This window comes from Winslowiella toletana (genome assembly GCF_032164335.1).
In the GTDB taxonomy this organism is placed as follows: domain Bacteria; phylum Pseudomonadota; class Gammaproteobacteria; order Enterobacterales; family Enterobacteriaceae; genus Erwinia; species Erwinia toletana_A.
Genome location: NZ_CP134152.1, coordinates 2,211,843 through 2,225,647 on the forward strand (window position 1 = coordinate 2,211,843; position 13,805 = coordinate 2,225,647).

The following is a 13,805-nucleotide window of genomic DNA, read 5'->3' on the forward strand; positions in this document are numbered from 1 at the left end:
TGCTGCGGCATCAGGCCGGTTTTGCCTGTTTATCTCCCAGTTCATCCTGATCGAGCAGGGCGCCCACAGCGCGTTGCGCCTCACCCAGCCAGCTGCCACCGAACACGTTAGCGCGATTCAGCAGATAGTAGAGTTGATAAATCGGCTGCCGCTGAATAAAGCCGTGCGGCAATGGCCATACTGACTGATAGCCATCGTAGATTTGCGGCGGTAGCTCATCGAACCACGGCAGCATCGCCAGATCGCATTCGCGATCGCCCCAGTAGCAGGCAGGATCGAATATCCACGGGCCGCTGCTGCTGCCAGCGCAATTAGCCGGCCAGAGATCGCCATGCAGCAGGGAAGGCTGCGGATGATGCGCGGCCAGTGCCTGTTGCACGCAGGCGACAATCAGTTCCGTATCGCCATACTGAATGCCTTTCTCCGCTGCCAGTTGCAGCTGCCAGCCAATACGCTGCTCAGCAAAAAATACCGACCAGCGGCGTAACCAACTGTTGGGCTGCGGGGAGGTGGTAAGATTGTTGTCAAAATCGAGGCCGAACTGAGGTTGCTCACTCCACTGATGCAGCCGCGCCAGCTGCTGACCGAGCTGATAGGCACTGTGGGCATCAAGCGGCTTAACGGGCAGGTATTCCAGCAGTAAAAAGCTGTAGTCACGGTCGCTGCCGACGCCATACACTTTTGGCACCCGCACCGTCTGGCTGCGCGCCAGCAACTCCAACTGGTCGGCTTCCCAGGTAAACAGCGCCAGCATCTCGCGCTGATTACATTTGACGAATACGTCATATTCGCCGTAACGAATATGCCAGGCAGGATGAACGTCACCGCCGGGAAGCTCGGTGCGCTGGTGGATTTCGGCGTTGCCTAACTGCTCACTCAACAGACGACTAATGGCTGACCACATTGGGGTTTCCTCTATTTCGCTGCGAAATGCCAATTCTAACGCTTAAATATTAATCAAATCCAGCCTTTTGCACCCTCTAACGCTCCCTTTACATAATCATACGGTTAAGGCTGTTGTTGCTGATAAGTCTCCCAGCTTTGCACTTCAACTTCCGGCCGCTGGCCGAGCGCCACTTCGCCTAAGCCGGCCGCCATTTCGCTAATTTCCTGCTGTTCAAGCGCACTGACAAAACCAAAGCTGTTGGTGCCCAGCTCATGTGGAACGCCGTTGTCATCGTGATGCGTCAGTGAAAAGCCCGCACCGGTCAGGGTGCTGGTGAGTTTATTCAGGTCAGTCAGACCTTTTTCCTGGTAACGAAAGGTCACTACATAGCGGGTTAATGATGAGCTCATGATTTACCTCGTTGTTATATGGCGTTTTTTCAGCATAGACCATCATCACAAAAATGGGGTCAATACGGCACAATTGGATTTGATAATGCAATTGATTATCATTACTATCACTTGGTTAACAATTCGATCCTAAAGGAGCACGACGTGCAACGCGCAATCAAATTTGCCACGCTGGCCTCACTGCTGGCGCTCTCTTCCCATGCTCTGGCGACGACCTATCCGCTTACGCTGACTGACTCAGACGGGCAAAAAGTGACGCTGAAACAGGAGCCAAAACGGCTGGTTGTTCAGGATGGTCGCGATATCATGACGCTGGCGTTACTGGATCGTGATAATCCGTTTGAGCGCGTGGTCGCCTGGAATAACCTGCTGAAGAAGAGTGACGGTGCCACCTGGGAACTGATGGCTGATAAGTGGCCTGAGTCGAAAAAAATCATCGATATGGGCTTTAGTGATAAAGGTGAAGTAAACCTGGAGAGCGTGATTGTTCAGCGTCCCGATCTGATGATTGCGCAGCTGCGTTCTAAACCGTCACTGACGCAGACCGGCGTGCTGGATAAAATGAAGCAGCTGGGGATTCCGGTGCTGTTTATCGACACCTTCCAGAAGCCGGTGGAGAATGCACCAAAAAGCATCACGCTGCTGGGCGAGGCGTTGAATCGTGAAGCAGAAGCCAAACAGTACACCGATTTCTATCAGCAGCATTATCAGGCAATTCTCGATAAGGTGCGTGATGTCGAGCCAAAGCCGCTGGTATTTATTGAAGCCAAAGCCGGGCTGGGTGGACTGGAATCCTGCTGCTTTACCCACTCGCACGTCGGCTGGGGAGCATTGGTAGAGGCGGTGGGGGCGAAGAACATTGGTTCCGAGCTGCTGCCTGGCGCAACCGGCGATATCTCACTGGAAAAAGTGATCGCCATGAAGCCGGATGCTTATATCGTTTCCGGTTCACAGTGGGCGAGTAAAAATAACGCGGCGGTGCCATTTGGTTATGGCGTTACGCAGCAGCAGGTTGATGCCGCATTTGAAAAAATGAAGCAGCGTCCTGGTTTTGCTCAGCTTCAGCCGATCAAACAGGATCGCTTCTACGGCCTGTATCACAACTTCTATAACCATCCGTATAACATCGTCGGTCTGGAGTATCTGGCGAAGTTTATCTATCCGCAGCAGTTCAGCAGCCTTGACCCGGCAAATACCTGGCATGAGATTCTGACTCGCTTTACCACGGTGCCGGAAGGTAAGGGCGTATTAGGTTCGCAAGCGCCGAAAAACTAAGTCTCTGGCGGGCGCGACAGTGTTGTGCCCGCCGTGCATAAATTCTTGTTGTAAAGCCAGTGTACCGCCGTCTAATAACCTCTATAATGCGCGCCGTTAATAAGAAGAATCTTATTAATGGAGCGTTTCAGCAAGGGTGCTTAATAAAAAAAGCGATTTCATATTTTTTTACAAAAGTTACCGTAAATTACATTGATCGTCCTCGAAAACGCTTCAGACTCTCTCTTTTTTAAACTGTCGTACGGGTCATACTTTCATGAAAGCGCTTAAAAATTTATCTGCAATTCTCTTGCTCTCCGGAGCTTTCTGCCACCAGGCCATGGCTGATAATAACGTCTTTACTTCAATGGACGATCCCTCTACTGCAAAAAAACCGTTTGAGGGCAGTGCATCGGCGGGTTACCTGGCTTCAACCGGCAACACCACCAGTTCTGCACTGTCTGCTTCCACCAATATGACCTGGTTTCAGACCAGAACCGCGTGGAGTCTCTGGGGCAATGCGGCAAATAACTCTTCCAATGATGAGCGCTCCTCTGAGACCTATCAGGTGGGTGGTCGTTCACGTTATAACATGACCGACTATGACTACCTGTTCGGCCAGGCCAGCTGGTTAAGCGACCGGTTCAATGGCTACGACGGTCGTTCTATTTTCGCGGCCGGTTACGGTCGCCAGATCCTTAACGGCCCGGTACACTCTCTGCGTATTGAAGCCGGTCCGGGTGTGCGTTACGACGAATATCATGGTGGCGGTCACGATACTCAGGCACTGGCTTACGGCGCACTGAGCTATAACTGGCAGCTGACTGACAGCACCAAATTTATTCAGGGTGTGTCCGTGCTGGGTAGCGACGATACCACGGTGAACTCCGAAACCGGTTTACAGGTGGCGATCAACGATCACTTCTCACTGAAACTGGCTTACAACGTGACCTGGAACCAGAATCCACCGGCATCTGCACCGGATAAAACTGACACCAGAACCTCAATTCAGCTTTCCTACGCGATGTAATTCCTCCCCGGGCCGAATACTTTCGGCCCGCTGCTACCGTGGGCCGATACTGTCAGCGCGTGTTTAAAACGGTTTTTCGGTGCTGTTTACGGTAGTGGCGATACTTTGTTAACAGCATTTTTCGGCCATCAAAAATGCGGCCTAATTTTATTCCTTCACGATAAAAAACCCATGCCATAAATAAAAACAGCGCGCTAAACCACCAGAATACTTTCTGACTGGCGATGGTTTCATTGATATATTGCCGATCCTTTTTGCTGCTGAAAGCCTGGCATATTGAGCGGATACTGTCTGCTGACAGCGCGGTTGCCGTCATTAGCTGCCGTTGATCGCCGTCATCGCGCGCGCACTGCTCAGCACTGATTTTCCAGCGATCGCGCTGGCTGGATTTAAGAAATTTAGTGGCATGATCGTCAGACAGCCATATCCACGGCTCGTCAGGTTTAAGCTTCAGCAGTGCCGCATTTTGCGAGGCGATAATCGCCGGAATCACCGCCGCCAGCGTAAAAGCTGCACATAACAATAGAGCCAGCAGAATCAGCTTCACCGAACCTTTGCGGATTTTCAGTCGTTCAATATCAAAATAGCCGCGAATCGATGACAGCATTCTCACTGCCACACCGTATTTCAGCGTCCACTGTTTGAATTTGATAATATGCCCGGTACTGTCGGCCGCCATATTGAAGTTGACGTTAAATTTTTCGATGTCGGAAGAGTACTGATAAAAGGCTTCTATCTCCGGATCGTGATACTTCCTGCCGCCGACGATTAAAAACCAGATGCGGTTAATAATGCTGTAGGCTGACCCAGCCTTGCGCCAGATATACCGACGGCAGCAAGGATCAGCAGCAGAATAAAAGCAATATTGATAAAATTATTATAATCGACGATTAAATTCAGCAGGCCGTCAAACAGATTACTCATAACACCTCCTTGTTAACTTTAGCGGGCAACGTAATCTCCAGCATAATGGCAATCAAACGCGGTTAAAAGCTGTTCATTTTTTCAAAGGTCTTTTTATACTCGCGCGGGCTGACGCCACAGTGATGACGGAATATACGCGAAAAATAGAGCGGGTCGTCGTAGCCAACCGCTTGTGCAATCTGGCTGACTGAAAGATGGGTGGTCTGCAACAGGCTGCGTGCGCGGATCACCCGCTGTTTTTCGCGCCAGGCAAAAATAGTCTGATGCATTTCACTTTTGAACAGATGCGCGACGCGCGACGGCGAAAGAAATATCTGCTTTGCCAGCTGCTCAATTTTCAGATCTTCAGCAATATGATCGTTAATAAACTGACAAAGTGAATTAATTCGTGGGTCGACGGCATTGCGATTGCTGAGTGGCTGTGCCTGGAAGCAGGACAAAATGATGCGCTCCAGCGCGTTCATCGCCATCGCCTCGGAAAAGGCATCGGTCACCGAATGATGATGAATAACTTCAGAAAACAGTGATCTCATCGACTCAACGCCAGCGGCGTTTTGCAGCGTCATTCGCCAGATACCGCCGTCACTGACATCCCAGCGTAGCCAGTCGAGCCAGTAGGGTCGGGGCAGAAAATAGATCCACAAATGATCCCAGCATGCGCTGTGTTGCTCACGTCCATAGTGATGCGCGACGCCGGGTGGAAATAACAACATCTGATTTTCTTCGCAGTGCAGGTAGTGGTCGCCGGCTTTTACCCGACCGCGACCTTTTAGCGTCAGGTTGATGATATAGCCTTTCATCCCTTTTGGCCGGTTAATGTAGTAATCGAGCCGACTGCCACAGGAGATGGGGGTAAAACCGGCGACCAGATAAGCATTGAAGGTAAAACTTTTCATTAATGGTGAATAATTCACCATGTCACTGACATCAAATTCCACGGCCATGCTGCTCTCTCTGTTCACCGGTTCTGCCAGGCGTCGTTACTTTACTTCAGCTCAGCAACAGACGTAAGCCCCATGGGGGCAGAGTGATTTGCTGCGCGGCATTAAGCTGTTCACCGGTTAATACACAGCGGGCAGCATCAGAGAGGGTGAAGTTAAGCGCACTGGCTGAATAGTTGAAGATAAAGCGCAGCTGCTGACCATCACGATTACGCCCCTGGCGGACGATCAGCGGGAAATGTGCGGCAGTGGTGCGCGACGCCAGCGTGATATCGCGGCATAGATGATCAAGCAGCTGGCTGATATAGGCTTTGGTCGGCAGGAAACCGAGATACATCGCCCGTCCGCTGCCGTAGTCGGCTTCGGTGGCTGCCGCATAGTCGCCCCAAAATGGATGCTGATAGCGAGCCACTTCCCGGGTTGCCGGGCTGGTGGGCGTCAGCAGCTCCATCCACAACTCGACCGGTTGCGCATCAGCGTCGCTAAATCCGGCGGCGGTGGTGCGAACGGTAACCGCATCCGGTAGCACAAACTGGTTATAACTGACGCCGCAACATGCAGTTAACTGACCTGGTTGAGCGCTGCGTCTGACTTTGACATTCTCATCGCTGAAACCGGACTTAAAGCTAATCAGTGCGCGACCGCCTTGCTCAACATAGCGATTAATGCGCCCGAGCAGTGCATCGTCGGCGGCATACAGCGCCGGTACGATGATCGCCTGATACTTTTTACTGCTGTCGTCAATGTCATTAATGATATCGACGGCAATATTGTGATCGTACAGCGCATCGTAAAAGCGGCGGACGATATCGTTATACACATTGGTTTGCGTTTCACCGGGTTTAAACCAGTTGAGTGCGTCCATCGCTTCATTATTGATCAGTATCGCCACATCATTATTGATGCGCAATCCGGCCACCTCACTGGCGATCCTGGCGAAGTCTGCGCCAATGGTTTGCGCTTCGCGCCAGGTCGGGTTAGGGCTGAAGTCGTGGCTCAGCAGGCCTTTCCAGTAGGTTTCAAACGAATTATGGATCGAGTGCCAGTGCCAGTAGGAGACCATCTTTGCACCGTGCGCCAGATGACTGAACGCCTGTAAGCGCAGCTGGCCGGGGAAGGGCGTCCACTGCGCAAAACCCTGCGCCTCGGTTTCCAGCACCAGATAGTTATCACCGGCTTTCAGATTACGCGCCACATCACCACCGAAGCCAATTTCCCGGCCGGTAAGCTGCGCTTGTGAAGGGTGATAAATATCCACGCCCGCTACCGTCAGTGCTTTGGCAGCGGCAAAATGGTCGACGCGCGGCTGTACGCCGTAGGAATAGCCGCGCCATTCGAAATCAAAATTATGGGTAATAAATTGCTGTGGCGTGGCGTATTCCTTAACTACCTCAACCTGCCAGGCGAGATACTCTGTGACCATTTGACGCTGAAAGCGCGAAAAGGCGCAGCCGAGACTGGCGTTAATCGTACTCTCAACCGGTGGGAAATCATCCCAGTTATCGATGCGATTGCTCCAGTAATCCAGGCCGAAATCCGCGTTAAACTGGTTAATATCTGGATAACGCTGTTGCAGATGGGTGATAAAACGCTGCTGCATCTCACCGCCGACGTTATCGTAATGCTTGGTTTCATTGTCCACCTGATAGCCAACGATTGCCGGATGCGAACAAACGTGCGCCAGTAGCGTGCGGATAATATTTTCCGCATAGTGGCGGAACACCGGACTGACAATATCCATAATCTGGCGGCGACCGTATTTTTCCTGACGCTGTGGCGTGGTGACCATCACTTCCGGGTGTTTATGCGCCAGCCATGACGGAATAGCGTAGGTTGGGGTGCCGATTATCACCGCGATCCCGGCGCGGTGCATGGCATCAAGTACCCGGTCAACATGATAAAAATTGTATTGACCCTCCTTAGGTTCCAGCGTACTCCATGTTGATTCGGCGATGCGCACAACATTAATACCGGTCGCCAGCATCATTTCGATATCTTTTTCCAGCCGGTCTTCCGGCATATACTCATCATAATATGCGACGCCATAATAGAGTTCAGACATACCACCTCCAAATTATTTTGCCAGCGCTGAGCGTTGAGTGAAGGCGCGGGCAGATTCAAGTGTAAAATAAGAAACCAGCGTAAAAGTCAGAGCAATCATGCCGAGAATCAGATAGCTGTCAGCGAAGCCCATGCTCTTATACATATGACCGATGCCGCTGGAGAGAAATATTTCGCTAAAGCGTTTAGAAAACTGGAAGCCAATTAAATAAACGGTGGCGGATAACCACGGATTAAAGTTGGCAGAGATATATTTCAGCCCGGCGACGAGGAATACCGAACTTTCAAATCCGTGCAGCATTTTCACCACGCTAATGGAGATCGGTCCGATGGCATAAGCTGAACCAATGATGCGCAGGCTCATAATTATGCCGCAGTAAATCAGCGCATTTTTTGGGCCGATTTTATTGACAAACCAGGGCGAGAAGAACATCACCACCGCATCAAGAAAAATCTGTGCGGTATACAGATACCCAAACACTTCTGCACCGCGCGCCTTGGTGACAAAGAAATGGCTGTAATAGATGGCGAACTGCTGATCGTAGGTTTCATACACCGCGCCGACGCCGACCATATACAGAGCGAAGAACCAGAATTTCCTCAATTTCAGTAAATTACGCACGTCATTAAGTGAGATGGGTGCCGAGGCTGGTCGTGCGGGACCGCTGCACATCGCCACGCGCGGCTGGGTTTTCCAGACAATCAGCAACAGTGCCAGACCCGCGAGGCTGGCCATCCAGAAGATATAATCCTGATTGATGCCGTACAGTTTACCGGCCATAAACGTGCCGATAGCCGCACCAATACCGCCAAACATCCGCGCCTTGCCAAATTCAAATCCGGTCATACGGCTGACCTTGTCGATATAGGCTTCGCAGACGCCGCATCCGGCACCAAATGCCATGCCGATATAGATCCCACCAGCGAAGGCACCTAATATCACATTGTATTTCAGCAACGGCGCAAAGATATAAATCCAGTAGGGGGCAAACAAAGTGATAATTATCGCCAGCATCCACATCAGATGTTTGCGGAATATTAATTTATCGGAAATAAAGCCAAATAACGGTTGTACACACACTGAAACGATAGCGGTAAAAGAGTACACCAGTCCGACATCGGCATAATCAATGCCAATGGTGTCAGTCAGCCATAATGAAAGATATGGATAACAACTTCCCCAGCCGATAAAGAAAAATAAGAAAAACAGGCAGCACATTAAATAGTTTTTTTCTATGCGAAACATGATCTACCTCATTCCTGCGCAATTAATTATTACCTCGTTTTGGAGACGCTAACTTAACGTTAAACGCCGCGGAAAATCTGGAGGCAGTCGCTACCGACCTGTAAAAATCTGCTGCCCGCAGCAGAACTGTGAACGGCCTCACGATTCACCGTAAGGGTACAGCCCGTGCATTTAGGCTTTACGACGTGTAAGATGTTTGTCCTTCAGGAGTTTTTGCTTTTTGCTCACTTTTGAACCTGTGTACCGCTGGCGAGTACCAAACTGACAACTGTGAGTCGGTTTCAAGTCTCAAGTGCCTGAGGTATATCAATAAACTATGATTTGTATGTAACCTTGCGTGTGGGTTACCACTGCAATTAAGGATGTAAAATGCCCGTTATTACTCTTCCTGATGGAAGTCAGCGTACTTTCGATCACGCCGTCAGCGTGATGGAAATTGCTCAGGACATCGGTCCAGGTCTGGCGAAAGCCTGTATTGCTGGTCGTGTGAATGGTGAACTGGTCGACGCGGTTGACCCGATTACCGATGATGCAAATGTCGCTATCATTACTGCCAAAGACGAAGCCGGTCTGGAAATTATTCGCCACTCTTGCGCGCACCTGTTAGGTCATGCAATCAAGCAGCTGTGGCCGGATACCAAAATGGCGATCGGCCCGGTAATCGACAATGGTTTCTATTACGACGTTGATATCGACCGCACCCTGACGCAGGAAGATCTCGAACTGCTCGAAAAGCGTATGCACGAGCTGGCTGAGAAGAATTATGACGTCATTAAGAAAAAGGTGAGCTGGCAGGAAGCCCGTGATGCATTTGCGGCACGCGGTGAAAGCTACAAAACCACCATTCTTGATGAAAACATCAGCCATGACGATCGTCCTGGCCTGTATCACCATGAAGAATATGTCGATATGTGCCGTGGTCCGCACGTACCGAACATGCGTTTCTGTCATCATTTTAAACTGCAGAAGACTTCTGGCGCCTACTGGCGTGGTGACAGCAACAATAAAATGTTGCAGCGCATTTACGGCACCGCATGGGCTGATAAAAAGCAGCTGGCGGCTTATCTGCAGCGTCTGGAAGAAGCGGCGAAGCGCGATCACCGTAAAATCGGTAAGCAGCTCGACCTGTATCATATGCAGGAAGAAGCGCCGGGCATGGTATTCTGGCATAATGACGGCTGGACCATTTTCCGCGAGCTGGAAGTGTTCGTTCGCACCAAGCTGAAAGAGTATGAGTACCAGGAAGTGAAAGGTCCGTTTATGATGGACCGTGTGCTGTGGGAAAAAACCGGCCACTGGGAAAACTACAAAGAAGCGATGTTTACCACGTCATCGGAAAACCGCGAGTACTGCATTAAACCGATGAACTGCCCTGGTCACGTGCAAATTTTCAATCAGGGTCTAAAATCATACCGCGATCTGCCGTTACGTATGGCTGAGTTCGGTAGCTGTCACCGTAATGAGCCGTCAGGCGCGCTGCATGGTCTGATGCGCGTACGTGGCTTTACCCAGGATGACGCCCACGTGTTCTGTACTGAAGAGCAGGTGCGTGATGAAGTAAACAGCTGTATTAAGATGGTGTACGACATGTACAACACCTTCGGTTTTGATAAAATCGTGGTGAAACTGTCGACCCGTCCGGAAAAGCGTATTGGCAGCGATGAGATGTGGGATCGCGCCGAGAAAGATCTGGCGGAAGCACTGCAGGAAAATAATATCGAATTCCAGTATCAGCCGGGTGAAGGGGCGTTCTACGGTCCGAAAATTGAGTTTACCCTGCATGATTGTCTGGATCGTCCGTGGCAGTGTGGTACTGTTCAGCTCGACTTTTCCTTGCCGAGCCGTTTGAGTGCATCTTACGTCGGCGAAAATAACGAACGTCAGGTGCCGGTGATGATTCACCGTGCGATTCTGGGTTCAATGGAGCGCTTTATCGGTATTCTTACCGAAGAGTACGCCGGTTTCTTCCCAACCTGGCTCGCTCCGGTACAAGCAGTGATTATGAATATCACTGATGGTCAGTCCGAATATGTTGCAGAATTAACCCGTAAACTGCAGAATGCGGGAATTCGTGTAAAAGCGGACTTGAGAAATGAGAAGATTGGCTTTAAAATCCGCGAGCACACTTTACGTCGTGTCCCTTACATGCTGGTCTGTGGTGATAAAGAGGTGGAAGCAGGCAAAGTTGCCGTTCGCACCCGCCGTGGTAAAGACCTTGGAAGCATGGACGTAAATGATGTTATCGAAAAGCTGCAGCTAGAGATTCGCAGCCGAAATCTTCATCAATTGGAGGAATAAAGTATTAAAGGCGGAAAACGAGTTCAACCGACGCGACCTAATAAAATTAACGGTGAAATCCGTGCTACCGAGGTGCGTCTGACAGGCATCGAAGGCGAGCAGCTTGGTATTGTAAGCCTGCGTGAAGCTATTGAAAAAGCTGAAGAAGCAGGTGTTGATTTAGTTGAAATCAGCCCTAACGCCGAACCGCCTGTATGCCGTATTATGGATTACGGCAAGTTCCTCTACGAAAAAAGCAAATCTTCTAAGGAACAGAAGAAGAAGCAGAAAGTTATTCAGGTTAAGGAAATTAAATTCCGTCCTGGAACCGATGATGGCGACTATCAGGTCAAACTACGCAACCTGATTCGCTTTCTGGAAGATGGCGATAAAGCCAAGATCACACTGCGTTTCCGTGGTCGTGAAATGGCGCACCAGCAGATCGGTATGGAAGTGCTTAACCGCGTCCGTAAAGACCTGTGTGAAGATCTGGATTTGGCTATTGTCGAGTCCTTCCCTTCGAAGATCGAAGGCCGCCAGATGATCATGGTGCTCGCTCCCAAGAAGAAGCAGTAGGCCATTCAAGTAGTTATCCGCGCAGCGTCCGCGCTGCACGGTAACTCGCCTGTCTGATTCATTTTATTAACAATGCGAAGTGGAAATTTTTGAAATGCCAAAGATTAAAACTGTACGTGGCGCGGCTAAGCGCTTCAAGAAGACCGCCTCTGGTGGCTTCAAGCGTAAACACGCTAACCTGCGTCATATTCTGACCAAAAAATCTACTAAGCGTAAACGTCACCTGCGTCCGAAAGGTCTGGTGTCTAAAGGCGATCTGGGTCTGGTTATCGCCTGCCTGCCGTACGCATAAGTAAATTTTTATCGCCTGACAGATTCCGCTTTGAGATAAGGCGGCACCTGAGCGAATCCCCTGAGCTTACATCAGTAAGCGACTGGGGTGAGCAAAGGAAGCCAACGCAGTCACAGAGCGAAAGATTAACGGCCAAATTCAGAATATAAACAGGAGAGCTAAATGGCTCGTGTAAAACGTGGTGTAGTTGCTCGCGCACGTCACAAAAAAATCTTAAAACAAGCTAAAGGCTACTACGGTGCACGTTCACGTGTATACCGTGTTGCTTTCCAGGCTGTTATCAAAGCTGGTCAGTATGCTTACCGTGACCGTCGTCAACGTAAGCGTCAGTTCCGTCAGCTGTGGATCGCGCGTATCAACGCAGCAGCTCGTCAGAACGGCATGTCTTACAGCCGCTTCATCAATGGCCTGAAAAAGGCTTCTGTTGAAATCGACCGTAAGATTCTGGCTGACATCGCAGTATTCGACAAAGTGACTTTCTCTGCACTGGTTGAAAAAGCGAAATCAGCTCTGGCGTAAGTCAGAATATCCTGAAAACTTCGGGCGGCAGTCAACTTGCCTGCTGCCAGAAGGATAAAGGATAGGTGAAAGAGGGGGCTTGTCTCCCTCTTTTATTATCTAACTCAAGCAAAAGATTGACATTTCTGCCTGCTGGCCTTTCAATAGAGCAACAGAAATTTTCCGACAAGACTCCTGATAAGGTAATGCAAGCATGAATGCTGCTATTTTCCGTTTCTTTTTTTACTTTAGCGCCTGAAAATCGGGGGCTTTTGCGCAAGAGAAGAGAAACGAAAAATCGCGCTGAAAGCCTCCCACGTGGAGGCTTTTTTGTTTCTGGCGAAATGATAATTGGACTTTTTGTCCCAACAAAAAACAGACCGGCCGTGACGGCTGGAAGAAGAGGAAACAATGCCACATCTCGCAGAGCTGGTTGCCAGTGCCAAGGCAGCTATAGAAGATGCCCATGATGTTGCCGCGTTAGATCTGGTACGCGTCGAATATTTAGGTAAAAAAGGGCATCTGACGCTCCAGATGACCACACTGCGCGAATTGCCAGCAGAAGAGCGTCCGGCGGCGGGTGCGGTAATCAATGAAGCCAAGCAGCAGGTGCAGGAAGTGTTGAGCGAGCGTAAAAATACGCTGGAATCAGCTGCACTGAATGCCCGTCTGGCACAGGAAACTATCGACGTTTCACTGCCAGGCCGTCGCATTGAAAATGGCGGCTTGCATCCGGTCACCCGCACCATCGATCGTATTGAAACCTTTTTCGGTGAGCTGGGCTTCGCGGTCATGACCGGACCGGAAATCGAAGATGACTACCATAACTTCGATGCGCTGAATATTCCGGGTCACCACCCGGCACGTGCCGATCACGATACCTTCTGGTTTGATGCAACGCGCCTGCTGCGCACCCAGACTTCTGGCGTGCAGATCCGCACCATGAAAAACCAGCAGCCGCCAATCCGTATTATTGCGCCGGGCCGCGTCTATCGTAACGATTACGATCAGACCCACACCCCAATGTTCCATCAGATGGAAGGGCTGATTGTTGATAAAAACATCAACTTCTCCAATCTGAAAGGCACGCTGCATGAATTCCTGCGCAACTTCTTTGAGGAAGATTTGCAGGTGCGCTTCCGTCCTTCTTACTTCCCGTTTACTGAACCGTCCGCGGAAGTGGATGTGATGGGTAAAAACGGCAAGTGGCTGGAGGTGCTGGGTTGCGGCATGGTGCATCCAAATGTATTGCGTAACGTCGGTATCGATCCAGAAATCTATTCTGGTTTTGCCTTCGGCATGGGCATGGAGCGTCTGACTATGCTGCGTTACGGCGTGACCGATTTACGCGCCTTCTTCGAAAATGATTTACGTTTCCTCAAACAGTTTAAATAAGGGCAGGTTATACCA

15 protein-coding genes and 1 other annotated feature are annotated in these 13,805 nt (G+C 50.3%); of the genes, 8 read left to right on the top strand and 7 right to left on the bottom strand.

Going from position 1 to position 13,805, the window contains the following annotated elements; genetic code table 11:
* Window positions 1–10: 10 nt before the first annotated feature.
* Window positions 11–904, bottom strand: a complete 894-nt coding sequence (locus tag RIN69_RS10420) for a fructosamine kinase family protein (RefSeq protein WP_313857275.1) — start codon at window positions 902–904, stop codon at window positions 11–13.
* Window positions 905–1,008: 104 nt separating this feature from the next.
* Window positions 1,009–1,296 (bottom strand): type V toxin-antitoxin system endoribonuclease antitoxin GhoS, encoded by a 288-nt coding sequence (gene ghoS, locus RIN69_RS10425; protein ID WP_313857276.1) that lies wholly within the window; start codon window positions 1,294–1,296, stop codon window positions 1,009–1,011.
* 144 nt (window positions 1,297–1,440) lie between these two features.
* Between ghoS and RIN69_RS10430 the strand changes: the two genes are divergently transcribed.
* Window positions 1,441–2,571, top strand: a complete 1,131-nt coding sequence (locus RIN69_RS10430; protein WP_313857277.1) for an ABC transporter substrate-binding protein — start codon at window positions 1,441–1,443, stop codon at window positions 2,569–2,571.
* A gap of 256 nt (window positions 2,572–2,827) precedes the next feature.
* Window positions 2,828–3,580 carry a DUF481 domain-containing protein gene (locus RIN69_RS10435; RefSeq protein ID WP_313857278.1) on the top strand — a complete coding sequence of 251 codons (753 nt, stop codon included), beginning with the start codon at window positions 2,828–2,830 and terminating at the stop codon, window positions 3,578–3,580.
* Between the two features lie 52 nt (window positions 3,581–3,632).
* Here the strand turns inward: RIN69_RS10435 and RIN69_RS10440 are convergent, their stop codons facing one another.
* From RIN69_RS10440 to RIN69_RS10460, 5 genes are all read right to left on the bottom strand, one after another.
* Window positions 3,633–4,403 carry a DUF6216 family protein gene (locus tag RIN69_RS10440; RefSeq protein ID WP_313857700.1) on the bottom strand — a complete coding sequence of 257 codons (771 nt, stop codon included), beginning with the start codon at window positions 4,401–4,403 and terminating at the stop codon, window positions 3,633–3,635.
* Complete coding sequence (locus RIN69_RS10445) at window positions 4,349–4,504, bottom strand: hypothetical protein (RefSeq protein WP_313857279.1); 156 nt, start codon at window positions 4,502–4,504, stop codon at window positions 4,349–4,351. Before RIN69_RS10445 ends, RIN69_RS10440 begins: the two co-directional genes overlap by 55 nt.
* Window positions 4,505–4,566: 62 nt before the next feature.
* Window positions 4,567–5,442 carry an arabinose operon transcriptional regulator AraC gene (gene araC, locus RIN69_RS10450; RefSeq protein WP_313857702.1) on the bottom strand — a complete coding sequence of 292 codons (876 nt, stop codon included), beginning with the start codon at window positions 5,440–5,442 and terminating at the stop codon, window positions 4,567–4,569.
* 52 nt (window positions 5,443–5,494) lie between these two features.
* Window positions 5,495–7,507, bottom strand: coding sequence for a beta-galactosidase (locus RIN69_RS10455; protein WP_313857281.1), 2,013 nt, complete (start codon window positions 7,505–7,507; stop codon window positions 5,495–5,497).
* Between the two features lie 12 nt (window positions 7,508–7,519).
* On the bottom strand, window positions 7,520–8,752 hold the full coding sequence (locus RIN69_RS10460) for an oligosaccharide MFS transporter (RefSeq protein WP_313857283.1): 1,233 nt from the start codon (window positions 8,750–8,752) through the stop codon (window positions 7,520–7,522).
* A gap of 369 nt (window positions 8,753–9,121) precedes the next feature.
* Between RIN69_RS10460 and thrS the strand changes: the two genes are divergently transcribed.
* The 6 genes from thrS to pheS all read left to right on the top strand — a co-directional run bounded on the left by thrS (window position 9,122) and on the right by pheS (window position 13,790).
* Complete coding sequence (gene thrS, locus RIN69_RS10465) at window positions 9,122–11,050, top strand: threonine--tRNA ligase (RefSeq protein ID WP_313857284.1); 1,929 nt, start codon at window positions 9,122–9,124, stop codon at window positions 11,048–11,050.
* A gap of 3 nt (window positions 11,051–11,053) precedes the next feature.
* Window positions 11,054–11,605 (top strand): translation initiation factor IF-3, encoded by a 552-nt coding sequence (gene infC / locus RIN69_RS10470; protein ID WP_052901890.1) that lies wholly within the window; start codon window positions 11,054–11,056, stop codon window positions 11,603–11,605.
* A gap of 94 nt (window positions 11,606–11,699) precedes the next feature.
* On the top strand, window positions 11,700–11,897 hold the full coding sequence (gene rpmI / locus RIN69_RS10475; RefSeq protein WP_010275699.1) for a 50S ribosomal protein L35: 198 nt from the start codon (window positions 11,700–11,702) through the stop codon (window positions 11,895–11,897).
* A gap of 162 nt (window positions 11,898–12,059) precedes the next feature.
* Window positions 12,060–12,416 (top strand): 50S ribosomal protein L20, encoded by a 357-nt coding sequence (gene rplT, locus RIN69_RS10480; protein ID WP_052901887.1) that lies wholly within the window; start codon window positions 12,060–12,062, stop codon window positions 12,414–12,416.
* Between the two features lie 188 nt (window positions 12,417–12,604).
* Window positions 12,605–12,730 (top strand) — a sequence feature (Phe leader region).
* Window positions 12,610–12,654: a pheST operon leader peptide PheM gene (gene pheM / locus RIN69_RS10485; RefSeq protein ID WP_106120997.1), complete on the top strand. Its 45-nt coding sequence runs from the start codon at window positions 12,610–12,612 to the stop codon at window positions 12,652–12,654. It overlaps the preceding feature by 45 nt.
* A gap of 76 nt (window positions 12,731–12,806) precedes the next feature.
* A complete protein-coding gene (gene pheS / locus RIN69_RS10490; RefSeq protein ID WP_313857288.1) occupies window positions 12,807–13,790 on the top strand; it encodes a phenylalanine--tRNA ligase subunit alpha in 984 nt (327 codons plus the stop codon).
* The last annotated feature ends 15 nt before the right edge of the window (window positions 13,791–13,805 follow it).